Origin of the sequence: Cupriavidus taiwanensis, assembly GCF_900250075.1 — a bacterium.
GTDB lineage: Bacteria > Pseudomonadota > Gammaproteobacteria > Burkholderiales > Burkholderiaceae > Cupriavidus > Cupriavidus taiwanensis_C.
On the sequence record NZ_LT977070.1, the window covers coordinates 1,282,995 to 1,309,738 of the forward strand.

The 26,744-nt window shown below is 68.3% G+C and carries 21 protein-coding genes, 1 tRNA gene and 1 pseudogene; 13 read left to right on the forward strand and 10 right to left on the reverse strand.

Annotated elements, in window-relative coordinates; all coding sequences use genetic code 11:
• Positions 1 to 88: 88 nt before the first annotated feature.
• Both lpxO and CBM2588_RS05970 read left to right on the forward strand, forming a co-directional pair.
• Entirely contained in the window at positions 89 to 991 is a 903-nt protein-coding gene (gene lpxO, locus CBM2588_RS05965) for a lipid A hydroxylase LpxO (RefSeq protein ID WP_092308330.1), read from the forward strand.
• 69 nt (positions 992 to 1,060) lie between these two features.
• The gene (locus CBM2588_RS05970) at positions 1,061 to 1,318 is read left to right on the forward strand and encodes a putative hemolysin (protein ID WP_115679776.1); all 258 of its coding nucleotides are present in this window, start codon (positions 1,061 to 1,063) and stop codon (positions 1,316 to 1,318) included.
• A gap of 25 nt (positions 1,319 to 1,343) precedes the next feature.
• Here CBM2588_RS05970 and CBM2588_RS05975 read toward each other — a convergent pair whose 3' ends face one another.
• Complete coding sequence (locus CBM2588_RS05975) at positions 1,344 to 2,849, reverse strand: sensor domain-containing diguanylate cyclase (protein ID WP_115681418.1); 1,506 nt, start codon at positions 2,847 to 2,849, stop codon at positions 1,344 to 1,346.
• 181 nt (positions 2,850 to 3,030) lie between these two features.
• Positions 3,031 to 4,467 carry a PLP-dependent aminotransferase family protein gene (locus tag CBM2588_RS05980; protein ID WP_115679777.1) on the reverse strand — a complete coding sequence of 479 codons (1,437 nt, stop codon included), beginning with the start codon at positions 4,465 to 4,467 and terminating at the stop codon, positions 3,031 to 3,033.
• A gap of 175 nt (positions 4,468 to 4,642) precedes the next feature.
• Here CBM2588_RS05980 and CBM2588_RS05985 point away from each other — a divergent pair, with 175 nt between their 5' ends.
• The 4 genes from CBM2588_RS05985 to CBM2588_RS06000 all read left to right on the forward strand — a co-directional run bounded on the left by CBM2588_RS05985 (position 4,643) and on the right by CBM2588_RS06000 (position 8,916).
• Positions 4,643 to 5,002 carry a hypothetical protein gene (locus tag CBM2588_RS05985; RefSeq protein WP_115679778.1) on the forward strand — a complete coding sequence of 120 codons (360 nt, stop codon included), beginning with the start codon at positions 4,643 to 4,645 and terminating at the stop codon, positions 5,000 to 5,002.
• 67 nt (positions 5,003 to 5,069) lie between these two features.
• A complete protein-coding gene (locus tag CBM2588_RS05990) occupies positions 5,070 to 6,704 on the forward strand; it encodes an NAD(P)/FAD-dependent oxidoreductase (protein WP_115679779.1) in 1,635 nt (544 codons plus the stop codon).
• A gap of 358 nt (positions 6,705 to 7,062) precedes the next feature.
• A complete protein-coding gene (locus tag CBM2588_RS05995; protein WP_197717958.1) occupies positions 7,063 to 7,539 on the forward strand; it encodes a hypothetical protein in 477 nt (158 codons plus the stop codon).
• Positions 7,540 to 7,587: 48 nt separating this feature from the next.
• Complete coding sequence (locus CBM2588_RS06000; protein ID WP_147298398.1) at positions 7,588 to 8,916, forward strand: S1 family peptidase; 1,329 nt, start codon at positions 7,588 to 7,590, stop codon at positions 8,914 to 8,916.
• 85 nt (positions 8,917 to 9,001) lie between these two features.
• Here the strand turns inward: CBM2588_RS06000 and CBM2588_RS06005 are convergent, their stop codons facing one another.
• On the reverse strand, positions 9,002 to 10,282 hold the full coding sequence (locus CBM2588_RS06005) for a TIGR03862 family flavoprotein (RefSeq protein WP_115679781.1): 1,281 nt from the start codon (positions 10,280 to 10,282) through the stop codon (positions 9,002 to 9,004).
• A 102-nt stretch (positions 10,283 to 10,384) separates the two neighbouring features.
• Here CBM2588_RS06005 and CBM2588_RS06010 point away from each other — a divergent pair, with 102 nt between their 5' ends.
• The gene (locus CBM2588_RS06010; protein ID WP_439897441.1) at positions 10,385 to 10,984 is read left to right on the forward strand and encodes a DUF1415 domain-containing protein; all 600 of its coding nucleotides are present in this window, start codon (positions 10,385 to 10,387) and stop codon (positions 10,982 to 10,984) included.
• Here CBM2588_RS06010 and CBM2588_RS06015 read toward each other — a convergent pair whose 3' ends face one another.
• Entirely contained in the window at positions 10,985 to 11,827 is an 843-nt protein-coding gene (locus CBM2588_RS06015; RefSeq protein ID WP_115679782.1) for a class I SAM-dependent methyltransferase, read from the reverse strand.
• A 189-nt stretch (positions 11,828 to 12,016) separates the two neighbouring features.
• Between CBM2588_RS06015 and CBM2588_RS06020 the strand changes: the two genes are divergently transcribed.
• Complete coding sequence (locus CBM2588_RS06020; protein WP_115679783.1) at positions 12,017 to 13,630, forward strand: DUF342 domain-containing protein; 1,614 nt, start codon at positions 12,017 to 12,019, stop codon at positions 13,628 to 13,630.
• Between the two features lie 270 nt (positions 13,631 to 13,900).
• Here CBM2588_RS06020 and CBM2588_RS06025 read toward each other — a convergent pair whose 3' ends face one another.
• Positions 13,901 to 15,013, reverse strand: a complete 1,113-nt coding sequence (locus CBM2588_RS06025) for a CapA family protein (RefSeq protein WP_231942110.1) — start codon at positions 15,011 to 15,013, stop codon at positions 13,901 to 13,903.
• A 225-nt stretch (positions 15,014 to 15,238) separates the two neighbouring features.
• On the opposite strand from CBM2588_RS06025, the gene CBM2588_RS06030 reads away from it, so the two are divergent.
• The 3 genes from CBM2588_RS06030 to CBM2588_RS06040 all read left to right on the forward strand — a co-directional run bounded on the left by CBM2588_RS06030 (position 15,239) and on the right by CBM2588_RS06040 (position 18,002).
• The gene (locus CBM2588_RS06030) at positions 15,239 to 16,627 is read left to right on the forward strand and encodes an FAD-binding oxidoreductase (RefSeq protein WP_115681420.1); all 1,389 of its coding nucleotides are present in this window, start codon (positions 15,239 to 15,241) and stop codon (positions 16,625 to 16,627) included.
• Between the two features lie 132 nt (positions 16,628 to 16,759).
• On the forward strand, positions 16,760 to 17,677 hold the full coding sequence (ppk2, locus tag CBM2588_RS06035) for a polyphosphate kinase 2 (protein WP_115679785.1): 918 nt from the start codon (positions 16,760 to 16,762) through the stop codon (positions 17,675 to 17,677).
• Between the two features lie 67 nt (positions 17,678 to 17,744).
• On the forward strand, positions 17,745 to 18,002 hold the full coding sequence (locus CBM2588_RS06040) for a hypothetical protein (RefSeq protein WP_115679786.1): 258 nt from the start codon (positions 17,745 to 17,747) through the stop codon (positions 18,000 to 18,002).
• A 41-nt stretch (positions 18,003 to 18,043) separates the two neighbouring features.
• Here CBM2588_RS06040 and CBM2588_RS06045 read toward each other — a convergent pair.
• The 3 genes from CBM2588_RS06045 to pepN form a co-directional block, all read right to left on the reverse strand.
• A tRNA-Thr gene (locus CBM2588_RS06045) sits at positions 18,044 to 18,119 on the reverse strand.
• Positions 18,120 to 18,263: 144 nt separating this feature from the next.
• A complete protein-coding gene (locus CBM2588_RS06050) occupies positions 18,264 to 19,280 on the reverse strand; it encodes a class 1 fructose-bisphosphatase (RefSeq protein WP_115679787.1) in 1,017 nt (338 codons plus the stop codon).
• A 99-nt stretch (positions 19,281 to 19,379) separates the two neighbouring features.
• Positions 19,380 to 22,091, reverse strand: a complete 2,712-nt coding sequence (pepN, locus tag CBM2588_RS06055) for an aminopeptidase N (protein WP_115679788.1) — start codon at positions 22,089 to 22,091, stop codon at positions 19,380 to 19,382.
• A 274-nt stretch (positions 22,092 to 22,365) separates the two neighbouring features.
• On the opposite strand from pepN, the gene CBM2588_RS06060 reads away from it, so the two are divergent.
• A complete protein-coding gene (locus CBM2588_RS06060) occupies positions 22,366 to 23,010 on the forward strand; it encodes a DUF4136 domain-containing protein (RefSeq protein WP_172583608.1) in 645 nt (214 codons plus the stop codon).
• A 335-nt stretch (positions 23,011 to 23,345) separates the two neighbouring features.
• Complete coding sequence (locus tag CBM2588_RS06065; RefSeq protein ID WP_115679789.1) at positions 23,346 to 25,667, forward strand: NADP-dependent malic enzyme; 2,322 nt, start codon at positions 23,346 to 23,348, stop codon at positions 25,665 to 25,667.
• A gap of 103 nt (positions 25,668 to 25,770) precedes the next feature.
• On the opposite strand, the gene CBM2588_RS06070 is transcribed toward CBM2588_RS06065, so the two are convergent.
• Together CBM2588_RS06070 and CBM2588_RS06075 are read right to left on the reverse strand one after the other, a co-directional pair.
• Entirely contained in the window at positions 25,771 to 26,016 is a 246-nt protein-coding gene (locus tag CBM2588_RS06070) for a hypothetical protein (protein ID WP_012352285.1), read from the reverse strand.
• A 228-nt stretch (positions 26,017 to 26,244) separates the two neighbouring features.
• Positions 26,245 to 26,637: pseudogene (locus CBM2588_RS06075) on the reverse strand (porin); the annotation flags it as partial.
• Positions 26,638 to 26,744 lie beyond the last annotated feature (107 nt).

The window sequence follows — 26,744 nt, forward strand, 5'->3', positions numbered from 1 at the left end:
GCGGTGCCCCCGCCGTTTCGCTAAAATACGGGTTTTCGCCCAGCCGGGCCGCGCCATGCGGCACAGACGGCTGACCAGGAGGATTTCGGTGATCAAGTGGATAATCGTCGCGGGCTACCTCGGTGCCATCCTGTATGTGCACTTCCGCGGCAAGGTGCGCCTGCGCCTGTGGCGCCAGCTGCTGGACCATTCGGCCCTGGTGGCGCCGATCAACTGCTTCATGTACGCGTTCTCGGGCGTGCCGCGGACCCCGTATATCCCGGTCGACAATTTCCCCGACCTCGAAAAGCTGCGCGCCGCCTGGCCGGAGATCCGCGATGAAGGCCTGGCCCTGGCGGCGATGCGCAAGATCAAGGCTGCCGACAAGAACGACGACGCCGGCTTCAATTCCTTCTTCAAGTACGGCTGGAAGCGCTTCTACCTGAAGTGGTATGAGGCCCAGCATCCGTCGGCCGAGCAGCTGTGCCCCAAGACCGTGGCGCTGCTGCGCGAGCTGCCCACGGTCAAGGCGGCGATGTTCGCCGAGCTGCCGCCCGGCGGCAAGCTCAATCCGCACCGCGACCCGTTTGCCGGCTCGCTGCGCTATCACCTGGGCCTGGCCACGCCCAACGACGATCGCTGCTTTATCGAGGTCGACGGCGAGCGCCACAGCTGGCGCGACGGCGAGGGCGTGGTGTTCGACGAGACCTACCTGCACTGGGCCGAGAACCGCAGCGACGCCAACCGGCTGATCCTGTTCTGCGATATCGAGCGCCCGATGCGCTACGGCTGGGCCGCAAAATTCAACCACTGGATGGGCCGCAAGGTCATGACCGCGGCCAGCTCGCCCAACGACGAACACGACCAGACCGGCATGATCAACCGGCTGTTCCGCTTTGTCTGGCTGGGCGGCCAGTATCGCCGCCGCTTCAAGGCCTGGAACCGCCAGCTCTACTACGTGGCCAAGTTCGGCCTGATCGTGCTGGGCGTGGGTTTGATCGTCTACCTGTAAGCAGCAAGAGAGCCGGCGCCAGCCGGCTCTTTCGTTTTGCGGACCTGTTTGCTCCTGCCGGAGATGCCGATGCGCTTTGTTCCCGTAGCCCTCGGGCTGGCCGCCAGCCTTGCCGCGACCGCCTGCACCACCACGCCCGCCGAGCGCCCCGCCAGCACTGGTGCCGCCATCGGCATGGCCAACCCCGCCTCGGTCAACTGCGCGCAGCGCGGCGGCAAGCTGCAGATCGTGTCGACGCCGGCGGGCCAGACCGGCATCTGCACTTTCCCGTCGGGCAGGCAGTGCGAGGAATGGGCACTGCTGCGCGGCGAGTGCACGCCGGGCTGAAGCGTCGTGCCGTAGCGCCTGCCCTTCAGTCGCGGCGGCGTTCGTTGGCGAGCGCGGCGTAGTGGTCGCGCTTGGCCTGGTACATGCGGCTGTCGGCCAGCTTGACGATGTCGCCGAGGCGTTCGCCTGCCTGGCAGGTGGCGTGGCCGATGGAGAAGCTGAGCCGCGTGCCGGGGTAGAACGTGTTGTTCAGCTCCACCACCTTGCCGATCTGCTCGACCACGGTGGCGGCGCCGCGCTCGTCGCGGCCGGGCAGCAACACCATGAACTCGTCGCCGCCGGTGCGCGCCACGCAGGCCTGATCGCCCACCGCTTTCTTCAGCACCTCGCCGGTGCGGCGCAGCAGGCTGTCGCCGTCGGCGTGGCCGAACTGGTCGTTGACCACCTTTAGCCCGTTCAGGTCGACCGCCACCACGCTGACCGGCCACGGGCCCTTGCGGCCCAGCCGCGCCAGTTCGTCCTCATAGTAGGCGCGGTTGTAGAGCTTGGTCAGCACGTCGTGCTTGCCGAGGAACTCGACATAGGCCTCGGCCTTCTTGCGCGCCGTGATATCGGTCAGCGACACCAGCACCTGGTCCCAATCTGCTTCCCGCCCGGGAAACACCGACCATTGCATGAACACGTCGACGGCGCGGCCGTCGAGCGCGTAGTTGATGACTTCGCGCTGCTGCCACAGCCGGCCGTGCCACAGGTCGATCAGCTGCTCGGCAAAGTGGATGCGCATGTCGTCGCGGAACACGTCGCCGAGCCGCGACAGCAGCGTGGCCTTGCTGTCCGCGCCGAACATCAGCAGGGTCTGCTGGTTGACGTCGAGCACGCGGATTTCCTGCATGCAGCGCGAGACAAAGTCAGGGTGGACGTTGAGGAAGGTGCGGAAGTCAGTGATGCCGGCGGCGCGCACCTCGTCGATCAGCACCTTGACCGCGCTGAAGTCCTCGACCCACAGCGACACCGGCGAATGCTCGAACAGGCCCAGCGCATACTGCTCGCTGCGGCGCAGCTCGCGCTCGCTGCGCAGGCGCGGGGTGATGTCCTTGATCGACAGCAGCACGCGCTCCCAGGTCTGTTCGTGCCCCGGCATCACCGTGGCCTCGAGCTGGATGTCGAGCCGCGTGCCGTCCAGCGCGTAGTTGACGGTCTGGCTGGCAAAGCCGTTGGCGCCGTCCCACAGCTGGCCGAGTTCTTCGACATGCTGCTCGAACATGTCGTCGCGGAACACGGTGTCGAGGTTGGCCACCAGGTCGTCGAGGTCGGCCGCGCGGAACAGTTCCAGCGTGCGCCGGTTCACCGCGATCACGCGGATCAGCGCGGAACACTGCGCCACCCGGCGCGGATCGTCGCGCAGGTGCGCGCGCACGTCGGTGATGCCCTGCTGCCGCCATTGCGCGAAGCACTCGCGCACCGCGCTGAAGTCTTCCAGCCATAGCGAGACGGGTGCCAGCTGGAACAGGGCCTGGTAATCGTCGGGAAGGGTGTGGGTGGGGTCGCCGCTGCCTTTGCCGGCGGATGGCGCCACGGATGTACTGGTCAAGGCCATTCTCCTTGTTCTTGTTGCAGGCGCGCGGCGGCCGTGGGCAACCGATGCGAGCGGGGCCGCCGGGGACCAGCCGGGCAGCCGCGTGCGCGCCAGCGCACTAGGATAGGCGAGCGGCCGATAAAAGGGGAAGGGTTGTTGCAAAACGGCGCCGGCCCGGGCGCCGGCCAACTCGGCTTCAGCCCGCCAGCCGCTGCACGATCGTGGCAAGCGTGCCGAGCGCGCGCTCGATCTGCGCCGAGCGCGGCGCGCCGCAGTTGATGCGCAGGCAGTGGTCGAAGCGCCCGGCGTTGGAAAACATCACGCCCGGCATCACGCGGATGCCCGCCTGCAGCGCCTGGTCGAACACCGCCTCGGACGAGACCTGCGCGGGCAGCTCCACCCACAGGTGCATGCCGCCGCGCGGCGCGCCCAGCCGCGTGCCGGTGGGAAAGCCGGCGGCGATGGTTTGCGTGAACCATTCGCGCTGCGCGCGCAGCCGCGTGCGCAGCCGGCGCAAGTGGCGGTCATGCGCGCCCGACGCCAGGAAATCGGCGGCGGCCATCTGCGACAGCATCTCGTTGGGCCGCGACAGCCCGAACTTCAGCATCTCGACGCGCGCCTGCCACTTGCCCGCGGCGATCCAGCCCAGCCGCATGCCGGGCGCCAGCACCTTGTGCAGCGACGCGCAGTGGATCACGTTGCCGCTGCCATCCCATGCCTTGGCCGCGGCCGGCGGCGCCTCGCTGTCGGCGGTGGCCGAGAAGCAGTCGTCCTCGATCAGCGCGATGCCGCGCGTCTCGCACCATTGCACCAGCCGCGCCTTGTGCGCGTCGGGCATGATGCAGCCGAGCGGGTTCTGCAGGTTCGGCACCACCGCGACCGCGCGGATGTTGTCGTAGTGCTGCGCCGCCAGCTCCAGCGCCTCGAGCGAGAGGCCGGTCTGCGGGCTGCACGGGATTTCCAGCGCGCGCATGCCCAGGCTTTCCAGGATCTGCAGCAGGCCGTAGTAGGTGGGGGACTCCACCGCGATCACGTCGCCGGGGCCCGCCACGGCGCGCAGGGCCAGGTTCAGTGCCTCGGTGCAGCCGTTGGTGATGACGATCTCTTCCGGGGCCAGCTGCACGCGGTTGCGCAGCGCCTGCCGTGCGATCGCGGCGCGCAGCGGCTGGTAGCCGTCGGGCTCGACGCCCTCGCCGAACAGTTGCGGATGCCGGCGCAGCGCGCGCGCCGCGGCGCCGCGCAGGGCCTCGGTCGGGTACAGCGAGGGCGCGCAGTAGGCGCCGCCCAGGTTGGTGTGCACGTGCTCGTGCTGGCCGCGCGCGAGCAGGCCGGAAATGCGCTGGTGGATGCCGACATACTGGGCCGGGTCGGGCAGCGCGGCGGCGGGCTCGGACAGCGCGGCCAGCGTTGCGCGCCGCGGCGCGGCCACGAAGTAGCCCGAGCGCGGCCGCGCTTCGAGCAGGCCATCGCTTTCCAGTTGCCGACAGGCCTGCAGCGCGGTCGACAGGCTTACGCCGTGCAGCGCCATCAGCGCGCGCACCGACGGCATGCGGTCGCCGGCGGCGAGCGTGCCGGAGTCGATGGCGCGGCGGTAATGGCCGGCAAGCTGGCGATAGAGCGGGGTGGTGTCCATGGCGGCATGGTGGCGTGTCGGGCCGCATCGATACAGATACAGAGGCGGGGGCGCTGTATCGTAACAGGCGGAAATCCTGGCTGCTGTTTCGGTCGCCGCGATGCGGCCTTGTGCCTGCCGCGCGCGCTAGGCGGTCGATAGGCTGGAGTCCTGTGCCAGCTACCGGAGTCCTGCCATGCCAAGCGATCTCGACTACACCCCGACGGTGATGCCACTGCCGGCCGGCCAGGCCCTGCGGCTGCATGTGGCGGCCGGCACCGTGCTGCATGCCACCATCGGCGAAATGGTGCTGGCCGGGCCGATGCAATGGCTCGCCGGCCACTGCCACATGCCGCAGCGGCGCCTGCGCGCGGGCGACACCTGGATCGTTCCAGCGCGCGGCTGGCTGACGGTGTCGGCGAGCCGGGGCGGAGCGTTATCGGTCACGGTGCCGCCGGGTTGGCTGGCTCGGTTGCGGGCGTGCCTGGTATTGCCCTGGCACCGTCCGCGCCCGGCTCCGCTGCGGATTCCCGACCCGGCGCGCCAAAGACGATAAAATTGCGCTCCGGCCGGCCTGGCACATCGGTGTGCCCAACCCCCCGGCCGCAGTTCCCGGGTTCCCCATGCTACGTCTAAGTGAAGTCAAACTCCCGCTCGACCATACCGAAAGCGACCTCGACGCCGCCGTGCGCGCCGGTGCCGCGCAGATCGGCGTCAAGGGAGACGGCCTGATCGGCTATACCGTATTCCGCCGTGCCCACGATGCGCGCAAGCGCTCGGATATCAAGCTGACCTACATCATCGATATCGAAGTGAGCGACGAGGCCGCGGCCATCCGCCGCATGGCCGGCAAGCCGAACTGGAGCGTGACGCCCGACATGGCGTACCACTTCGTCGCGCGCGCGCCGCAGGGCGGCACGCATCCGCGCCCGGTGGTGATCGGCATGGGCCCGTGCGGGCTGCTGGCCGGCCTGATCCTGGCGCAGTCGGGCTTCCGCCCCATCATCCTGGAGCGCGGCAAGGAAGTGCGCGAGCGCACCAAGGACACCTTCGGCCTGTGGCGCAAGAGCGTGCTCAATCCCGAGTCGAACGTACAGTTCGGCGAAGGCGGCGCCGGCACGTTCTCGGACGGCAAGCTGTACAGCCAGATCAAGGACCCCAAGCACTATGGCCGCAAGGTGCTGAACGAGTTCGTGCGCGCCGGCGCGCCGGAAGACATCCTGTTCAAGGCGCGCCCGCATATCGGCACCTTCCGGCTGGTCAGCATGGTCGAGAAGATGCGCGCCGAGATCATCGAGCTGGGCGGCGAGATCCGCTTCGAGACCCGCGTCGACGACATCGATATCGATGGCGGCCAGGTGCGCGGCCTGAAGCTGTCCAACGGCGAGTATCTCGAGGCCGACCACGTCATCATGGCGGTGGGCCACAGCGCGCGCGATACCTTCCAGATGCTGCACGAGCGCGGCGTGTTCATGGAGGCCAAGCCGTTCTCGCTGGGCTTCCGCATCGAGCATCCGCAGGGGCTGATCAACCGCAGCCGCTTTGGCAAGTTCGCGGGCAACAAGCTGCTGGGCGCGGCCGACTACAAGGTGGTGCACCACTGCAGCAACGGCCGTTCGGTGTACAGCTTCTGCATGTGCCCGGGCGGCACGGTGGTGGCGGCGGCATCGGAACCCGGCCGCGTGGTGACCAACGGCATGAGCCAGTACAAGCGCGCCGAGCGCAATGCCAACGCCGGCATCGTGGTCGGCATCACGCCGGAAGACTACCCGGGCGGCCCGCTGGCCGGCATCGAGTTCCAGCGCAAGTGGGAAGAGCGCGCGTTCGAGCTGGGCGGCGGCAACTACAATGCGCCGGGCCAGCTGGTGGGCGACTTCATCGCCGGCCGCGCGTCGACCTCGCTGGGCTCGGTCGAGCCTTCGTACAAGCCGGGCGTGACCCCGACCGACCTGAGCACGTCATTGCCCGACTACGTGATCGAGGCGATCCGCGAAGGCATTCCCGAGATCGACAAGAAGCTGCCGGGCTTCGCGCTGCATGACGCGGTGCTGACCGGGGTGGAGACGCGCACCTCGTCGCCGCTGCGCATCCGCCGCAACCACGACGACTACCAGAGCATCAACGTCAAGGGCTTGTACCCGGCGGGCGAGGGCGCGGGCTATGCGGGCGGCATCTATTCCGCGGCGATCGACGGCATCGAAGTGGCCGAGGCGGTGGCGCTCAGTATAGTCGGCGGCGCCGGGGGCGTCGGGGGCTAAAGGCGCATCACGCTGCGTCGATAACCAGCCGGTGGGCTGCGGCGTGTCCACCGGCGGCGCGCTCACGGCCGGCCGCGTAGCGAGCGGCATTGCGAGGCGGCTACCCCACCAAAGCAGGGGGAGCCCGACAGAGATGGCCGCGCTACATTAGCGGCGCCCTGCGTCCTGCAGGACGTCAGGCACAAGAACAAGACGCCCAAAAAACAAAATTCACGGGAACATGCGGTCATCTTTGTCGTTGGTCCTCGTCAGCACTTGCCTGGCGAGCGGTTGTGCGTCGATTGTCGACGGCACGACCCAGGTAGTCTCCGTCGAAACCCACCAGTCCCAAAGCCCTGTCACCGGCGCACGATGCGAGATGGTGAACAGCAAAGGCACCTTCCATGTGACCACTCCCGGCACCGTCACGGTCAGCCGGGCCTACGGCGACCTGATGGTTCGCTGCGACAAGGATGGCATGGAAACCGGACAGGCCACGGTGGTATCGGCCACCAAGGCGATGGCGTTCGGCAATATCATTTTTGGCGGCGCGATCGGCGTGGCGGTGGACGTTTCGTCCGGCGCGGCCTATGACTATCCGGAACTGATCCGCGTGGGGATGGGCGAGACCGTGGTGATCAATTCGCGCGACGTGGCCCCGGCCACGTTGGACGCGGCCAATGCCGAAAAGCCCGCCACGGTGGTGGCTGGTTCCGGCGCGCCGCAGAGTCCGTCTGGCGCTGAGGCCAAGGCATCGGCCGCGCCAGCGGCGCCGCTCGCCGCCACGCCGGCCGGGGCGCGCAGCGCGCAGCCGGTGGCCATGGACGACCTGCGCCATCTGTTGCCGCCGCGCTGAGGTTCGTGGTGCCAGGGTTGCCCTGGTAGTCGTCCTCCGTCACCTTCATTGCTGTTTCGTTTCCCCGCCATATCCATGCGCCTACGTTGTCTGCCTGCTGCCATCGGCCTGCTTTGTATCGTTGCCACGCCTGCCATCGCGGTGGGGGCCGAGCCATCGCTCTCAACCGTTTCCCAGAGCATCTTTGCCGTGCGCACCTATGGCCCGCAGGAAGCGCCGCTGGGCGCGGGCCTGGGCGTGGTGATTGCGCCGGGACAGGTGGTGACCGCATGCCAGGTGCTGGCCGGCGCGCGCTCGATCGCGGTGCGGCGCGAGAACGTCAGCTACGGCGCCTCGCTGGAAGCGCCCGATGTCGAGCGCGGCCTGTGCCTGCTCAAGGTACCCAACCTGGGTGCGCCTGCGGCGCAGATCGCGTCCGGGGCAGCGCCAGGATTCGGTCAGAAGGTATTCGCTGCCTCTGTCGCCGGCACCACGGTGAGTTTGCGCCAGGCGACGGTGGCGGGCCTGCAAGCTGCCGCCAACGGCAAGCTCGATCGCATCGAGGCATCCGTTGCGCCCGAGGACGGCGCGACCGGCGGCGGCCTGTTCGATGAGGCCGGGCGCCTGGTCGGCATCCTGGTTGGCGCGCCCGGGCCGGCCACCGCACGCGCTCAACTGCGCCAGGCGGCAGTGCCTGCATCGTGGGTTCCGGAGATCCGCGCGCGCGGCGCCGCAGCGCTGGCGGGCTACCGGCCCGCGGCGCAGCCCCCGGCGCTTGCGACGGCACTGACTTCGGCATCCGCCGCGGCGCAACCGTCCGCTGCGGTGGGCGTGCCGGTCGGCGCCCACGCGGGCTCGCCGCGCGTTGGCGAGGAATGGCGTTACCAGCTTACCGATAACCTGACCGGCACACGCCAGGACGTGCGGTATCGCGTGGATCGGATCGAAAACGATCGCGTGATCTTCAATCAGGGCGGGCGGATCGAGCTGATGGATGGCCGCGTCGATCGCATTGCCACGCCGGCAGGCGGCGAGTTTGACTCGGCCGCGCCGCCGGGCGGGTGGGTGCCGGCCAATGTGAAGGTGGGCAACCGTTGGCGGGTGTCGTATCGTCAGGCCGGTACCGGTTTCGAGACCCAGCTCGATGGCGTGGCCACTGGTGAGTCGACGGTACGCGTCGCCGCCGGTGCCTACCGCGCTATTCGAATTACCTACGACGGTCACGTGCAGCGTCCCTTCTATGGCTTTGGCACAATCGGAACCGGCTCCGTCTCATACAAGGCGGTCGTCTGGTATGCGCCTGAGCTGAGTCGCGTGGTGCTGTTTACGGCAGAATTCACGTCGCGCTATGAGCGGACCAACGAAAGGTTGGAGTTGGCAGCACACCGGCTCGACTGAGGGCGGCCGGCGCCGGACCAGTGCCTGTCGGGATGATCGCGCGGGCGCTATGGCCACGCCGGGGTCCGCTTCCGCGCTTTTGTAGTCAGACCTGCTTCAGGTAAGCCGCCGCCCCCAGCGCCGCGGTGCGGCCGCTGGCGAAGCAGGCCGTCAGCAGGTAGCCGCCGGTGGGCGCTTCCCAGTCCAGCATCTCGCCCGCGCAGAACACGCCGGGCACGGCGCGCAGCATCAGGCCGGCATCCATCGCTTCGAAGCGCACGCCGCCGGCGCTGCTGATGACTTCGTCGATCGGGCGCGGGCGCAGCACGCGCAATGGCAGCGCCTTCAGTGACAGGGCCAGCGTGCCGGGATCGAGCATGGCGTCGCGGGACAGGCATTCGCGCAGCAGGCCGGCCTTGACGCCGGTGATGCCGAGCCGGCTCTGCAGGTGGCTCGACAACGAACGCGAGCCGCGTGGATGCTCGACCTGCGAACTGACCTGTTCGGCGCTGTGCGACGGCAGCAGGTCGAGATGGATGGTGGCCTCGCCATCGGCTTCGATGCGGTCGCGGATCGGTGCCGACAGTGCATAGACCAGGCTGCCTTCGATACCGTCGCGGCTGATGACGAATTCGCCCTGGCGGTAGTGCGCGTGTCCGTCACGGTCATTCAGAGCGATTGCCACCGGCTTGACCGGCGCGCCGGCAAAGCGCGCGGCAAAGTCCTCGCTCCATGCCACGTCGAACCCGCAGTTTGCGGGACGCAGCGGCGCGATCTCGACGCCGCGCCCGGACAGGCGCGGCACCCATGCGCCATCGGACCCCAGCCTGGCCCAGCTGGCGCCACCCAGCGCCAGCACCACGGCGCGCGCGCGCACGACCGTGTCGCCGTGCGGCGTGGCAAAGCGCAGCGCATGCGCGGCGCCGTCATCGCCGTCTCCATCGTCCCAGCCCAGCCAGCGATGCCGCATATGGAACTGCACGCCCGACTCGCGCAGCCGGTGCAGCCACGCGCGCAGCATCGGCGCGGCTTTCATGTCGGTTGGGAAGACGCGGCCGGAACTGCCGACGAAGGTCTCGATGCCAAGCCCGTGCACCCAGTCGCGCAGCGCCTGCGCGCTGAAGTCCGCCAGCATCGGCGCCAGCTGCGCGGTGCGCGCGCCGTAGCGGCCCAGGAAGGCCGGCTCCGGCTCGGCATGGGTCAGGTTCATGCCGCCCTTGCCGGCCATCAGGAACTTGCGCCCGACCGACGGCATCGCGTCATAGAGGGCCACGCTGGCACCCTGCGCCGCCAGCACTTCGGCGGCCATCAGGCCGGCCGGGCCGCCGCCGATGACGGCAACGTCGGGAGTGGCATGGTCAGGGGCGGGCGTGGCGGCAGAGGGCATCGGCGGGGCTGGGCAGGACAGGGATGTTTCCGCCGCGGATTATAGAGCCTGCGGCAGCGCTAGAATGACGGTTTGCCGCACCTTGCCATCATGTCTTCCGCCATGCACTCCGCCAGCCAGTCCGACGATGCCGTCATTGCCGCCACCCGCCATTGGCTGGAACGCGCGGTGATCGGGCTCAACCTGTGCCCGTTCGCCAAGAGCGTGTACGTGAAGGAGCAGGTGCGCTATGTGGTCAGCGCTGTCACCGAGGCACCCGATGTGATGGATGAACTCGAGCGCGAACTGCGCCTGCTGGCCGATGCCGATCCGGCGCAGATCGACACCACCCTGCTGATCCTGCCGCACGCGGTGGCCGATTTCCTCGACTTCAACGACCTGCTGTACTTCGCCGAGCGCCTGCTCGCCAGCCTGGGGCTGGAAGGCACGCTGCAGATCGCCAGCTTCCATCCGCACTACCAGTTTGCCGGGACCGAGCCGGACGATATCGAGAACTACACCAACCGCGCGCCGTACCCCATCCTGCACCTGCTGCGCGAGGATTCGATCGAGCGCGCGGCGGCGGCGTTTCCCGATGCGGCGGACATCTACGAGCGCAACCAGGCGGTCATGCGGCGCCTTGGGCACGAGGGCTGGCGACGCTGGATGGCGGGCGAGGTTGAACCCGGGACCGAGTCAGGTTCCGAGTCCGGGAAGCCGTAGTTACGCCACCGCTGCCGGCTCGGTGAAGAAGCGCTCGCGCAGCTCTTCCAGTCCCAGCCGCCCCAGCACCTCTTCCAGCCGCTCGGCCGGACGCCGGCGCGGCAGGTCCTTGTACTGCGCGATGATCAGCTCGTTCTTCATCGAGTGTTCCCAGCCGACCAGCTCGGTCACGCTGACCTGGTAGCCGTGCGCTTCCAGCTGCAGGCAACGCAGCACGTTGGTCACCTGGCTGCCGAACTCGCGCGTATGCAGCGGGTGGCGCCAGATCTCCGTGAGCGGATTGCCCGCCAGCAGCTTGCCCTTGTGCTTGCGCAGCACGCTCGCCACCTCGGCCTGGCAGCACGGCACCAGCACGATGTGCTGCGCGCGCTTGGCCAGCGCGAAGCGGATGGCGTCGTCGGTGGCGGTATTGCACGCATGCAGCGCGGTGACCACGTCGACGGTGGGCGGCAGCTGCGGCGAGGTGATCGAGTCCGCCACCGACAGGTTCAGGAACGACATCCCCGGAAAACCCAGCCGCGCCGCCAGCGCCTGCGAGGTCTTCACCAGCTCTTCGCGGGTTTCGATGCCATAGATGTGCGAGTCGTCCTGCAGGGCCTTGAAGAACAGGTCGAACAGGATGAAGCCCAGGTACGACTTGCCGGCGCCGTGGTCTACCAGCGTGACGCGGCCGCGCGCGGCCTTGACTTCCTGCAGCAGCGGTTCGATGAACTGGAACAGGTGGTAGACCTGCTTGAGCTTGCGCCGGCTGTCCTGGTTCATCTTGCCGTCGCGCGTCAGGATATGGAGTTCCTTGAGCAGCTCGATGGACTGGCCGGGGCGGATTTCGTGGGTGTTTGACATGGAGGGGGACTGCAAGGCTGCGGGGCGCGGCGCGCCCCCGGAATGGCGACAGTTTACCGAAAAGTCGCCCGGCGGCCGCCGGGGCTTGCCGTGTGCGCTAAAGTTCCCGGCGCGCCTGCCGTTGGTGATGAATCGATAACAAGCAGAGCGCCGGCTTGCGCCGTCGCCGCCAGACGATTCAGGGGACGCATGACGCATGAATCGGGACTGCGCCTGGAGCTTGCCGAGCCGGGCGAACAGGTGCATGCACGCTACACGCCGCAGCCGGGCCGGCTGCCGCCGGACCCGGCCAGCCTGCAGCAATGCCTGGCCGACCTGGGCTGGTCCGGCGCGCGGCTGGATGCGCGCGCGGTGGCGCAGTTCCTGGCGCAATGCCAGCGGGCCGAGCATGAGATCGACGCGACCATCGGCGCGCTGGTCGACGGCGCGTTCGAGCTCGACATCAGCGCCGACGGCCTGGCGGTGCGGCTGACGCTGATGCCGCCGGAGGGCGGCCGGCCGGTCAGCGCGGACGAAATCCGCCGCGCCATCGCGGAGCGCGGCGTGGTGGCGCCGATCCAATCCCTCGCGCTGGACGCGGCACTGGCCGAAGGCGGCTGCGAGCTGCGCACCATCGCCGCCGGCATGGCGCCGCGGCAGGGCGAGCCGGCGCGCTTCATCAACCTGCTGGAGCCGCGCAAGCCGGTGCACAGCGACGACGACGCCGGCAAGGTGGACCTGCGCGAGCTGGGCAACCTGCTGCTGGTCAGTCCCGGCACGCCGCTGATGCGGCGCATTGCGGCGGTGCCGGGCCATGCCGGCGTCGACGTGTTCGGCCAGCCGATTGCCGCCGATGCGGTCGACGACCCGCCGTTTGCCGAGGGCCTGACCGGCGCGGCAGCGGATGCCGACGACCCCGGCCTGCTGCGCGCAGTGATTGCCGGATCGCCGGTGGTCGGCGTCTACGGCATCTCGGTCAGTCCCGTGGTGCAGGTGGAATCGGTGGACCTGCACTCCGGCAACGTGGCGTTCGATGGCACGCTGCGCGTGTCGGGCGACATCCGCACCGGCATGTCGGTCAACGTCAGCGGCGACGTGGTGGTCGAAGGCACCATCGAAGCCGCCAGCATCGAGGCCGGCGGCAATGTCATCGTCAAGGGCGGCATTATCGGCAAGTCGGAAAGCGCCCATGCCGAAGGCGGCATCAGCCGCGCCAGCGTGCGCTGCAAGGGCGCGGTGAAGGCGCGCTTCATCGAGAATGCGGTGGTCGAGGCCGGCACCGAGGTCACTGTCGACAGCGGCATCCGCCAGAGCGATGTCGCCGCCGGCCAGCGCATCGTGGTGGGCGGCACCGGCGTGCAGGGCAGCATCAGCGGCGGCCGCAGCCGGGCCATGCTGGCGGTGCGCGCCGCGGTGCTGGGCGCGCCGGCCGGCACCGCCACCAGCATCCAGGTTGGCCTCAATCCCTATGCCGACGCCCAGCGCGCCGCGCACGAGGCCGAGCGCCGGCGCATGCTGGAAGAGCAGAACAAGGTCAGGCAACTGGTGGACTTCTTTGCCAAGCATCCGGAGCGCGCCATCGGCGACGTGCGCGAAAAGGCGCGCGCGACGCTGTTCAAGCTGTCGCGCGACCTGTTCGAGCTGGAGGCGCGCCTGGCCGAACTGGGGCAGCAGATGCAGCCCGCCGCCGAGGCCGTCATCGACGCCCCGCGGCGCATCCATGGCGGGGTTACGCTGCAGGTGGGCAGCCGCGTGCTCAAAGTGATGGAAGACAAGCCCGGCGGCCAAATCCGGCTGGTCGACGACCGCATCATGGTCGGCTGAAGCGCGCGCTTGGTTGATCCCGCTTTGATCGGCGGGGATTTGTACTATCCTGCAGGTATGTCCTGGGGTGCCGCAGGATGGGCGACCGAGCTAGCGTTGGGCAATGAATGCAGAAGCGGATCAGCACTCTGTGGAAGCGTTACACCGAACCGACACACGTGGCACTTGAATGAACGGGAAGGCCAGCCATCGCGCTGGCCTTTCTGTTTTTGCCCGGCCCTTTTGCAAGTGCCCGCAAGTACCGTAATCGGAGCAGGGAAGGCTTGCGGCTCATGCCGCCCATAGCCGCAACTCGTGCAGTCCGCTGCGCGCCACGCGTGTGCCAAGCGCGCGTCCCTGTGCCTCGAACATGTCTTGCAGCCATGCCATGTCGACTTCGCGCGCATACGCCAGCCGGAAGTGGCTGCGCCGCAAGGGCACCAGCCGCAGGTCCGCACTGCCGCCGCCATCGAAGCTGACGAATGCCATCAGCGCCAGATCGGGGCGGTAGCTATCGTATCCGCCAATGCCCTCGTAATCGTTGATGAAGTCGCCGCAGCCATACAGGATAGGCTTGCCGGCATGCAGCTCGATGCCGAGCGGATGGTGCGAGGAATGCCCGTGCACGATGTCGATGCCGGCATGCTCGACCACCGCGCGGGCGAAGGCGCGTTGCGCGGGGTCGATGTGGTAGCCCCAGTTAGGGCCCCAGTGGATCGACAGCACAACGACATCGCCGGGGCGCCGCAGTTGGCGCGCCCGCGCGGCAATGTGTTGCTGCGAGGCCGCGGACCAGTCGTCCAGCAGGTTCACGCCCGAGTGCCCGGCGGTGGCGCGCCACGCCGCCGGCGTGCCGGCGTTAGTCATGGCGAAGGCGAGCACCACCACGCGACCGCCGCCGGGCCGAGGCAGCACTGCGGCGCATGCCGCGCTGGCCTCGTCGGCACCGGCCCCGGCGTGCGCGATGTGCGCGCCGTCCAGCGCGTCCAGCGTATCGGCCAGGCCCGCGCGGCCCCAGTCCAGCACATGGTTGTTGGCGAGGACCGCGCAGTCGATGCCGGCGGCCTGCAGGCAATCGACGTTGCGCGGATGCATGCGGTAGTGCACGGACTTGCCGGGCCAGGCATCGTCGCTGGTGGTGATGGCGGTTTCCAGGTTGACGATGCGCGGCCGCGCGGCGCGGCTTGCCAGTTCCGCCAGCGCATCGCCCCACGGATAGTCCGGCCCCACGGGGCGCGCGATCGGACCGGCCTTGCGTTCCGCCAGGCGCACGTAGTCGAGCGCGCAATGCACATACGATTCATGCAGCAGCGGCTGGCTGGGATGCGCCAGGATCTGGTCGATGCCGCGACCGGTCATCACGTCGCCGCACAGGAACAGGGGAGGTTGGCTGGCAGGGTCCATCGTGCAGGCGCACGGCGCGCGGGCACCGTGCCGCCGTGCCTCCATGATAGGCCGCGCGGCCACGGCTGGATCGGGGCCCCACCCGCGGAATGCGCCGCGCGCAGCGCGCATTTACATTCGCGCGGTGCCTGCCTTAAATGATGAAGTCATCGGTCCTCGTGGCCATTTTTTGCTCCTGACGCCGCGTGTCGTCCGATGTTTGCAATCAGCATCGGGAGGCAGATCATGGCCCAGCCATCGCAGGAACATATTGAAGCACTCAAGGCGCAGCTGCGCGGACGCTTGCTGCAGCCGGGCGACGGCGGCTATGACGACGCGCGCCGGATCTGGAACGCGATGATCGACCGCCATCCGCAGTGGATCGTGCAGGCCGCGGGCGCCGCCGACGTTGCAGCGGCGGTGAACTTTGCGCGCGAGCACGGGGTGCTGCTGTCGGTACGCGGCGGCGGCCACAACATCGGCGGGCTGGCGATCTGCGAGGGCGGCATGGTGCTGGACCTGTCGACGATGCGCTCGGTGCGCGTCGATCCCCACGCGCAACGCGCGTGGGTGGAGCCGGGCGCCACGCTGCGCGACTTCGACCATGAAGCGCAGGCGCAGGGCCTGGCCACGCCGCTCGGCATCAATTCCACCACCGGCGTGGCCGGGCTGACGCTGGGCGGCGGCTTCGGCTGGCTCAGCCGCAAGTTCGGCACCACGGTCGACAACCTGGTGTCGGCGCAGGTCGTTACCGCCGACGGCAAGCTGGTGCGCGCCAGCAGCGACGAGAACGCCGACCTGTTCTGGGCGCTGCGCGGCGGCGGCGGCAACTTCGGCGTGGTGACGATGTTCGAGTTCCGCCTGCATCCGGTCGGGCCGCAGGTCTATGGCGGACTGATCGTCTATCCGCTGGAGCAGGCCGCCAGCGTGCTGCCGGCCTATCGCGAGCTCTATGAATCGATGCCCGACGAGCTGACCGTGTGGGTAGTGCTGCGCCAGGCGCCGCCCCTGCCGTTCCTGCCGCCCGAGGCGCACGGCAAGCCGGTGGCGGCGCTGGCGATCTGCTATATCGGTCCGCCGGAGCAGGGGCCGAAACTGGTGGAGCCGCTGCGCCAACTTGGCACCCCGTATGGCGAGCACCTGGGACCGATGCCGCTCACCGCGTGGCAGCAGGCTTTCGATCCGCTGCTGACGCCCGGTGCGCGCAACTACTGGAAGTCGCATAACTTCGCCGGGCTGGACGACGGGCTGATCGCGATGCTGATCGAGCAGATCGGCAAGCTGCCGTCGCCGCAATGCGAGGTCTTTATCGGCGCCATGGGCGGGCAGACCAACCGCGTCGCGCCCGACGCCACCGCCTACGCCAACCGCGATGCCAAATTCATCATGAACCTGCACGGGCGCTGGGACAGTCCTGCGGACGACGACCGCTGCATCGGCTGGGCGCGCGAGGTGTTCCGCGCGGCCGCGCCGTTCGCGCTCGGCAGCGTCTATGTCAACTTCCTCACGCAGGAGGAGGTGGACCGCGTCGGCGCTGCCTATGGGCCGAACTACGAGCGGCTGGTGGCGGTGAAGCGGCGCTACGATCCCGACAACCTGTTCCGCCATAACCACAACATCAATCCCGCGGGCTGAAGGCGTATCGCGTGGCGGGCCGCATGGGGCAGGGGACAGGGGGCAGGGCAGCCTGCCCCGCCTTCACGCGGCTGCAATACGGCCATGCCAGCATCGCCGCGACCGCGTTGTATCCACAGGGAGAGCAAGCAGATGAGACCGGGTGAAGCAGAGCTGGTGCGGCGCATCCACAACGAGGTGGCCGACTACTACGACGAAGAGATCGAACTGGAACTGGACGACCGCGAGGCCAGCGAGGCCTTTGGCGATCCCGTGCACCTGGACGACCAGGCCGAGCAGGACAGCCGCCGGAAATATTTCCGCGAGCTGTTCCGGCTGCAGGGCGAGCTGGTGCGGCTGCAAAGCTGGGTCGCCGCCACCGGGCACAAGGTCGTGATCCTGTTCGAGGGGCGCGACGCCGCCGGCAAGGGCGGCGTGATCAAGCGCATCACCCAGCGGCTGAACCCGCGGGTCTGCCGCGTGGCCGCGCTGCCCGCGCCCAACGACCGCGAACGCACCCAGTGGTATTTCCAGCGCTACGTCGCGCACCTGCCCGCCGCCGGCGAGATCGTGCTGTTCGACCGCAGCTGGTACAACCGCGCCGGCGTCGAGCGCGTGATGGGCTTCTGTACCGACGACCAGTACGAAGAGTTCTTCCGCTCCGTGCCCGAATTCGAAAAGATGCTGGTGCGTTCCGGCATCCAGGTAATCAAGTACTGGTTCTCGATCACGCACGACGAGCAGCGCCTGCGCTTTCTCAGCCGCATCCATGATCCCCTCAAGCAGTGGAAGCTCAGCCCGATGGACCTGGAATCGCAGCGTCGCTGGGAAGACTACACGCGGGCCAAGGAGATCATGCTCGAGCGCACCCACATCGCCGAGGCGCCGTGGTGGGTGGTGCAGGCCGACGACAAGAAGCGCGCGCGGCTGAACTGCATCCATCACCTGCTGAGCCTGGTGCCGTATGCCGAAGTCGAGTCCCCCACGGTGGTGCTGCCCGGCCGTGAACGCCACGAGGATTACGTGCGCCAGCCGGTGCCGAAGGAGATGATCGTGCCGGAGGTGTACTGAGCGGCGCAGCGCGCTAAGGGTATCCACGGGTGCACCATCGGCCCCATGCCGGAGGCGGCTACCTATAATGAAAGCGGCCACCCCGACATCCGCGGCGGCCGTGATCGTGGAACTGCTAGCTTTCTGGGCGGCCATGCTTGCCGCCTATCTCCTGATGAAGCGTGCCGGCTGCTTCAGCCAGCCGGTGCTCTATCCCGATCTGGAACACCCCTTCCGCTACTGGTGGGCGCAACGGCTGGGGCGCCAGCCAGTGGCATTGCCGCTGCCCCCCTGTACGCCGCCGCCATCGCAAGAACGCAGGCAACAAAAAACCCGGAGAGCGTGACGCTGTCCGGGTTTGTGCGGGGCTGGGCCCTGGAATTCTGGTGGTGCCGAAGAGAGGAATCGAACCCCCGACCTTCTCATTACGAATGAGCTGCTCTACCGACTGAGCTACTTCGGCAACATGTTCCGGCGATCTGGAACAGCCCGCAATAGTAGCAGCGTTTTCCGGCCTTGTGAAGCCCTTTTGTGTCGCCGGTGCCATCCGGCGCCGGCATGAAAAACGGGGCGCGGCGCGCCCCGTTTCAGGCAAGTCCGGCCGCGATCAGGCCTGGGCCTGCGCTTCCTGGTGGTAGCGCGTGACGCGCTCCACCTCGTTCTTCGAGCCCAGGATCACCGAGACGCGCTGGTGCAGTTTGGTCGGCTGCACGTCGAGGATGCGCTGCTCGCCGTTGGTGGCGGCGCCGCCGGCCTGCTCGACCAGCATCGCCATCGGGTTGGCTTCGTACATCAGCCGCAGCTTGCCGGGCTTTTCCGGCTCGCGCTTGTCCCACGGGTACATGAAGATGCCGCCGCGGGTCAGGATGCGGTGCACGTCGGCGACCATCGAGGCCACCCAGCGCATGTTGAAGTTCTTGCCGCGCGGGCCTTCGTCGCCGGCCAGGCACTCGTCGATGTACTTGCGCACCGGCGGGGCCCAGTGGCGCATATTCGACATGTTGATGGCGAATTCCTTGGTATCTTCCGGGATCGTGACGTTGGACTGCGTCAGCACGAAGCTGCCGGCCTCGCGGTCCAGCGTGAACATGTGCACGCCGTTGCCGACCGTCAGCACCAGCGTGGTTTGCGGGCCGTACACGGCGTAGCCGGCCGCGACCTGGTGCGTGCCGGGCTGCAGGAAGTCGGCCTCGGTCACGGTCTGGCCGGGCTTGGGCATGTGCAGCACCGAGAAGATGGTGCCGATGGAGACGTTGACGTCAATGTTCGACGAGCCGTCGAGCGGGTCGAACATCAGCAGGTATTCGCCCTTCGGGTAGCGGTTGGGAATCTCGTAGAACGATTCCATTTCTTCCGACGCCATCGCGGCCAGGTGGCCGCCCCATTCGTTGGCGTCGAGCAGCACTTCGTTGGCGATCACGTCCAGCTTCTGCTGGGTTTCGCCCTGGACGTTGCCGGTGCCGGCCGAGCCCAGCACGCCGGCGAGGGCGCCCTTGCTGACGGCGTTGGAAATGGCCTTGCAGGCTCGCGCGACCACTTCGATCAGCAGCCGCAGTTCGGGCTGGATGGTGTTGTGCTTGCGCTGTTCCTCGACCAGGTAGCGGGTCAGGCTGATGCGAGTCATGGTTGGTTCTCCTTGGATGGCCGCAATTCTACATGCCCGGCCGCGCGGGGCCGGGCATCGGGGGCGTGGGCCGGGCTGCCTGTCCCGTCGCCGGCGCGCTCAGCCGGCCAGCGCCTTGCCAACGATCTCGCGCACGTCGCGCGACAGCGTGCTGCAGGCGGCAACGCGTTCCAGCTCGGCGCGCATGCGGTCGCGCAACGCCAGTTCGTACTTCTGCCAGCGGTCCATCACCCGCGCCAGGCGCGCCGCCACCTGCGGGTTGATGGCGTCCAGCGCCAGCACCTGGTCGGCCCAGAAGCGGTAGCCCGAGCCGTCCTCGGCGTGGAACTGCGCGGGGTTGCCGGAACAGAAGCTGAAGATCAGCGAGCGCGCGCGGTTGGGGTTGCGCAGGTTGAAGGCGGGGTGCTCCATCAGCGCGCGCACGGTGTCGATGGTGCGCTTGCCGGCGTGCGGGCCACCGGCCTGCGGGCCGACGCTGCCGCGCTGCATGCCCTGCAGCGAGAACCACTTGTCGATCACCAGCGGGTCGTCTTCGAAGCGCTGGTAGAAGTCCGCCAGCGCGTGCTCGCGGCCGGGGGCGAAGCTGTTGACCAGCGCCGACAGCGCGGCGAAGCGGTCGGTCATGTTGTCGGCGTGCTGGTACTGCTGGTCGGCCAGCGCCTGCATCGCGGCGTCGCCGCTGTCGGCCAGGTAGCCGAGCGCGAGGTTGCGCAGCGCGCGCTTCGCCGCCGAGGCGGCATCGGGCGAATAGGGGCCCGGCGTGGCATTGGCTTCATAGGCGGCCAGCCAGTCGGCCTGCAGCGCGAGCGCCAGGCCTTCGCGCATGAACTGGCGGGCGCGGTGGATGGCGGCGGGATCGGCCACGCCCATGCGCTCGGCCAGGTAGGCCTCCGCCGGCAGCACCAGGGCCTGCTCGCGGAAGGCGGGGTTGAGCGTGTCGTCGGTCAGCACCGCGCGCATGGCGCGCACCAGTGCGGGATCGAGCCTGAGCTCGCGCCCGGCCTGCACGTCGGCCACCAGCTGCAGCAGTGCGCGCGTGGCCAGGCGCTGGCCGGCTTCCCAGCGGTTGAAGGCATCGCTGTCGTGCGACAGCTGGAAGGTCAGCTGCGCGTCGGTGTACTCGGCATCGACGATCACCGGCGCGGAGAAATTGCGCAGCAGCGACGGCAGCGGGGCCTGCGCGCCGCGCGGCAGGTTGATGAAGCGGAAGCTCTGCTCGGCCTGCGTGAAGTCGAGCACGCGCGTGGTGCCGGCGGGCGCGCTCTCGCCCTCGAGCTGCAGCGGCAGGTCCTTGCCGTCCGCGCCCAGCAGGCCGAGCGCGAACGGGATATGGAACGGCTGCTTCTCGGGCGTGCCGGCGCGGGTCTCGATGCCGACCTTGGGACAGCGCTGCGACAGCGTCAGCGTCAGGCTGCCGTCGTCGCCGTTCCACGCGGTGCGCGCGGTCACCACCGGCGTGCCGGCCTGGCTGTACCACAGCCCGAACTGGGTCAGGTCGCGGCCGTTGGCATCGGCCATGGCGGCGCGGAAATCGTCGCAGGTCACGGCCTGGCCGTCGTGGCGCTGGAAGTACAGGTCCATGCCCTTGCGGAAGCCTTCGCGGCCGAGCAGGGTCTGGTACATGCGCACGACCTCGGCGCCTTTCTCGTACACCGTGACCGTGTAGAAGTTGTTGATCTCTTCGTAGCTGTCGGGGCGCACCGGATGCGCCATGGGGCCGGCGTCCTCGGGGAACTGCACCTGGCGCAGCACGCGCACGTCCTCGATGCGCTTGACCGCGCGGCCCGATTCCGAGCCCATCATGTCGGCCGAGAACTCCTGGTCGCGGAACACCGTCAGGCCTTCCTTCAGCGACAGCTGGAACCAGTCGCGGCAGGTCACGCGGTTGCCGGTCCAGTTGTGGAAGTACTCATGGCCGACCACCGCTTCGATATTGGCAAAGTCGGTGTCGGTGGCGGTTTCCGCGTTGGCCAGCACGTACTTGGTGTTGAAGATGTTCAGGCCCTTGTTCTCCATTGCGCCCATGTTGAAGTCGCCGACGGCGACGATCATGAAGCGGTCGAGATCGAGCTCCAGGCCGAAGCGCTGCTCGTCCCAGCGGATCGAATGGACCAGCGAATCCATCGCGTGGCGGGTCTTGTCGAGGTCGCGCGGCTCGACCCATACCTGCAGCAGCTTGTCCTTGCCGGAGGCCGACTGGATCCGTTGCTCGATGCATTCGAGCTTGCCCGCGACCAGCGCGAACAGGTACGACGGCTTGGGGAACGGGTCTTCCCACACGGCCTCGTGGCGGCCATCGGGCAGTTCGCGCTGGCTCACCAGGTTGCCGTTGGACAGCAGCACGGGATAGGCGGCGCGGTCGGCGCGCAGCGTGACGCGATAGGTCGCCATCACGTCGGGGCGGTCGAGGAAATAGGTGATGCGGCGGAAGCCCTCGGCCTCGCACTGGGTGAAGAAGTTGCCGTTGGACACATAGAGTCCCGACAGCGTGGTGTTGGCCGCGGGCTGGCAGGCGGTGGTGATTTCCAGCGTGCCTTGCGCCGGCAGGCCGGGCAGCGTCAGCGTGCCGCCGTCCTGGGTGGCGTTGGCCACCGGTTTGCCGTCCAGGCTGACGCCGATCAGTTCGAGTTCTTCGCCGGCCAGCACCAGCGGCGCGTCGGGCGCGCCCGCCGTGCGCGCGAAGCGCAGCGTGCTGGTGACCACGGTGCGCTGGGGATCGAGTTCCAGCACCAGTGCAGCGTGGTCGATGGCGAACGGTGGCGGGGTATAGTCCTTGCGATAGACGGTAACGGGCGTGTCGGTGCGCAGCATGGAAGGATCCTGTCTTCGGAAGACCGTTAGGAAAAGGGGGGCGGCCACGCGCGTGCAAGCAAAGCATGGCGCTGAAGTCCTCATTGTAGCCAAGGGGTCGGGGCGCGGTCTGGCGGGCGCCGCACCAAGCGGTGCAGGGAATTCCCCGGCGCCGGCGTGGTCTCAGAGACACGCAGGGTTTCAGTAGATAGAAGAGCGAGGTAGCACTATGTGGCAGCGCGCAGGCGGTGTCGGCAATCAAGGGACAGCGGGCCGGTGGCCCGGGCTGCGCAGGATGTGGGGCGCGCTGGCGCTGCTGACGGCGCTGCTGCTGACGGGGTGCGCCAGCACCGTGACCACCGATGTCACGTCGTTCCGCCAGCCCGGCTGGCAGAACGACGCGCCGCGCACCTACAGTTTCGAGCATAGCGCCGAGCAGGCGGCCCAGCTCGACCGGCAGACCTATGAGCAGTGGCTGGCGGCCGCGCTGGCGGACGTCGGCTTCGAGCAGGTGCCGGCCAGGCAGGCGCGCTACCTGGTCAGCATGGATTACGACTCGGTGCCGGGGCTGGTGCGCGTGGCCGAGACGGTCTACCCGGACCCGTGGTACGGCCCCTGGGGTCCGTACTGGGGCCCGTACTGGGGACCGGGCTACTACCGGCCATGGGGTCCCTGGGGGCCATGGGGCCCGTGGGGACCGGGCTACTGGCCGCAGACGGTGGTGCGCGACGTGCCGGTGACGTTCTCGAGCCTGCGGGTGTATTTCAAGGATGCGGCCAGCGGCAAGCGGGTCTGGCAGGTCACCGCGCAGAACCAGGCCGAGAACAGCAGCCTGCCGGCGATGATGCCCTACCTGATCCGCAGTGCCTTCACCGACTTCCCGTCCGACAGCGGCCGTCCGCGTCGGGTGACGCTGGAGGTGGGGAAGGACGCCCACTAGGGCGGCCGCCGTCAGCTACCACCCGCCGCCGCAGGCCTCGCGGCGCCATGCGTGCGGATGCATGCAGGAGCATGCTTCTGCACCGCCATTGCATACCCAATGGTAAAAGCTGTTTAACGGCCAGAATCCGCGCAAAATGCGGCCTGCGGGCGTGCCGCGGTGGTACTTTGCGCGGGCGCGTGGGCTAGAATAGCTGCTCGATTTTTCCGGCCTGGCTGCCGGAGTCGTCAGTTTCGCTGCCAGAGCTTGTCCTTCGCTGCCGGCTTGTCGCTTGAGCCGGCCGAACCATGGCGGGAGAGGGGCGCTTCGGTCCGGGCCATTTTCCGGACGAGCCAATGAGCAGCAAGAACGGCGGTGATGCACCGCAACATGCCCCGAACAGTCCTGAAGCGCAGCTGCGCCTCGCCGCGCTGGAATACCACCGCAGCCCGACCAAGGGCAAGATCCAGGTCACCGCGACCAAGGCGCTGTCCAACCAGCGCGACCTGTCGCTGGCCTATTCGCCGGGCGTAGCGTACGCCTGCGAGGAAATCGCCAAGGATCCCGCCACCGCCGCCGAGTACACCTCGCGCGCCAACCTGGTGGCCGTGGTCACCAACGGCACCGCCGTGCTGGGGCTGGGCGACATCGGCCCGCTCGCCGGCAAGCCGGTGATGGAGGGCAAGGGCTGCCTGTTCAAGAAGTTCGCCGGCATCGACGTGTTCGACATCGAGCTCGATGCGCGCGATCCGGACAAGATCGTCGAAATCGTCGCCGCGCTGGAGCCCACGCTGGGCGGCGTCAACCTGGAAGACATCAAGGCGCCCGAGTGCTTCTACATCGAGCAGAAGCTGCGCGAGCGCATGAACATCCCCGTCTTCCATGACGACCAGCACGGCACCGCGATCATCTCGGCGGCGGCGCTGCTGAACGGCCTGAAGGTGGTCGGCAAGGACATCGCCAAGGTGAAGATGGCGGTGTCGGGCGCCGGCGCCGCCGCGATCGCCTGCCTCGACACCATGGTCAGCCTCGGCGTGAAGCGCGAGAACGTCTCGGTGGTCGATTCCAAGGGCGTGATCTATGTCGGCCGCGACGCCAACATGGAAGCCAACAAGGCCCGCTACGCGCAGGACACCTCGGCGCGCACGCTGGCCGACATCGTCAAGGGCGCCGACGTCTTCCTGGGCTGCTCGACCGCCGGCGTGCTGACCGCCGAGATGGTCAAGACCATGGCCGAGCGGCCCATCATCCTGGCGCTGGCCAACCCCGAGCCCGAGATCCGCCCGGAAGTGGCCAAGGCCGCGCGCCCGGACTGCATCATCGCCACCGGCCGTTCGGACTACCCGAACCAGGTCAACAACGTGCTGTGCTTCCCGTACATCTTCCGCGGCGCGCTCGATTGCGGCGCCACCAAGATCACGGAAGCGATGAAGCTGGCCTGCGTCAAGGCTATCGCCGAGCTGGCCGAGGCCGAGCTGAACGACGCCGTGGCCGCGGCCTACGGCGGCCGTGAGCTGAAGTTCGGCCCGGACTACATCATCCCGACGCCGTTCGACCAGCGCCTGATCGAGAAGATCGCGCCGGCGGTGGCCAAGGCGGCCGAAGAGTCCGGCGTGGCCACGCGCCCGATCAAGGACCTGGAAGCCTATCGCCAGCAGCTGTCGACCTACGTCTACCACACCGGCCTGATCATGAAGCCGGTGTTCTCGGCCGCCAAGGCCGCGCCCAAGCGCGTGGCCTATGCCGAGGGCGAGGAAGAGCGCGTGCTGCGCGCGGTGCAGTCGGTGGTCGACGAAGGCCTGGCACGCCCGATCCTGATCGGCCGCCCGCACGTGATCCAGATGCGCATCGACAAGGCTGGCCTGCGCCTGAAGCCGGGCGTGGACTTCGAGCTGATCAACCCCGAGGACGACCCGCGCTACCGCGCATACCACGAGGCCTACCACGCGCTGCGCGGCCGCGACGGCGTGACCCCGGACATGGCCAAGGTGGCGCTGCGCCGCTCCAACACGCTGATCGGCACCATGCTGATGCACATGGGCGACGCCGACGCGCTGCTATGCGGCACGGTGGGCCGCTTCGAGGCGCACCTCGAGCACGTGCGCGACGTGATCGGCCTGGCGCCGGGCGCGCATGTGTTCGCGGCGATGAACGCGCTGATGCTGGAGAAGTACACGCTGTTCATCACCGACACCTTCGTCAACGACGACCCCAGCGCGGAACAGCTGGCGGCCATCACCCAGCTGGCCGCGGAAGAAATCGCCCGCTTCGGCCTGCAGCCCAAGGTGGCGCTGATGTCGCACTCGATGTTCGGCTCGTCGACGCGCCCGTCGGCGCGCAAGATGCGCGAGGCCGCGCAGATCCTCGCGCGCGAGGCGCCTCACCTGGAGGTGGAAGGCGAGATGCAGGGCGATGCCGCGCTGGTCGAGGACGTGCGCCGCCACTTCCTGCCGTCGACCAAGCTGGCCGGCAGCGCCAACCTGCTGGTGATGCCGACGCTGGACGCCGCCAACATTGCCTTCAACCTGCTCAAGATCACGGGCGGGCAGGGCGTGACGGTGGGCCCGATCCTGCTGGGCGCGGCCAAGCCGGTGCACATCCTCAACCCGCAGGCCACCACGCGCCGGATCGTCAATATGACGGCCGTCGCCGTGGCCGAGTGCAACGCGGTGCGCTGATCCGCCGCGAAGCCTTCGCCATGCAAAAGGCCGGGTCCATGACCCGGCCTTTTTGTTTGTTGCCCCGCCGCATCCGTGCGGCCAGGGACGGTTGGGGTGATGGCTATTGCAGCACGTTGTACTGCTCGCGCATGACCACGATGATCGATTTTGCCGCCGCGAGCTGGTGGCCCAGGTTGTCGACGGACTCCTGCGGGAAATCGACTTCCGCGCTCCAGTTGCAACCGGTATGGTCAGGCTGGTGCATTCGCACCGCGTGCAGCTCGCATTCGCCGCACTCGGGGTTGTTGTCGAGGCACTGGTTCAGGATGGCCATCAGTTCCGAACGGGTCTTCGCGTATCGCCGCATGTGTCACCTCGCTGTCATGGTTTTTGAGGCCTGGAACACCAATCTAGGAAGCGCGCCGGGGCCAATCCAATTGAATCCGCCTATGGAGCGGCAGCTTCTCATGTGGCACTGCGTGGCGCAGTGCAGCATTGCGCGGCAACGGCGGGTGGCGCGCGCGCCGCCCCGCGGGCCATGAAAAAAGCCCGCCGAAAGGCGGGCTCCAGTGCTGCCGGTGACGCGCTCAGCGCATCAGAACTTGTGGCGCACGCCCACGCCGAAGGTATCGCCGTGCTCGATGCCGGTGATCTTGTCGTAGTAGTAGGCGGCGTACACGTCGGTGCGCTTGGACAGGTTGTAGTCGTAGGCGACGGCAAAGGTATTGCGCTTGAAATCGCCCAGCGAGTTGTCGACCTTGCCGTAGGCATACGAAGCCAGCAGGTTGCCGGCGCCGATGGGCACCGAGGCGCCGAACTGGCCGTCGATGTGCTTGATGTCGCCGGACGGCGCGGTGGTGGCGCGGGTCTTGATGTACTGGCCCTGCGCGAACAGCTTGACCAACTTGAAGTCATAGGACAGGCCGATCTGTGCGGCGTCCTGGCGCGACAGGCCGATGTCGGACATGTCGGTCGGCACGCTGTTGAATNGAAGCGCGCCGGGGCCAATCCAATTGAATCCGCCTATGGAGCGGCAGCTTCTCATGTGGCACTGCGTGGCGCAGTGCAGCATTGCGCGGCAACGGCGGGTGGCGC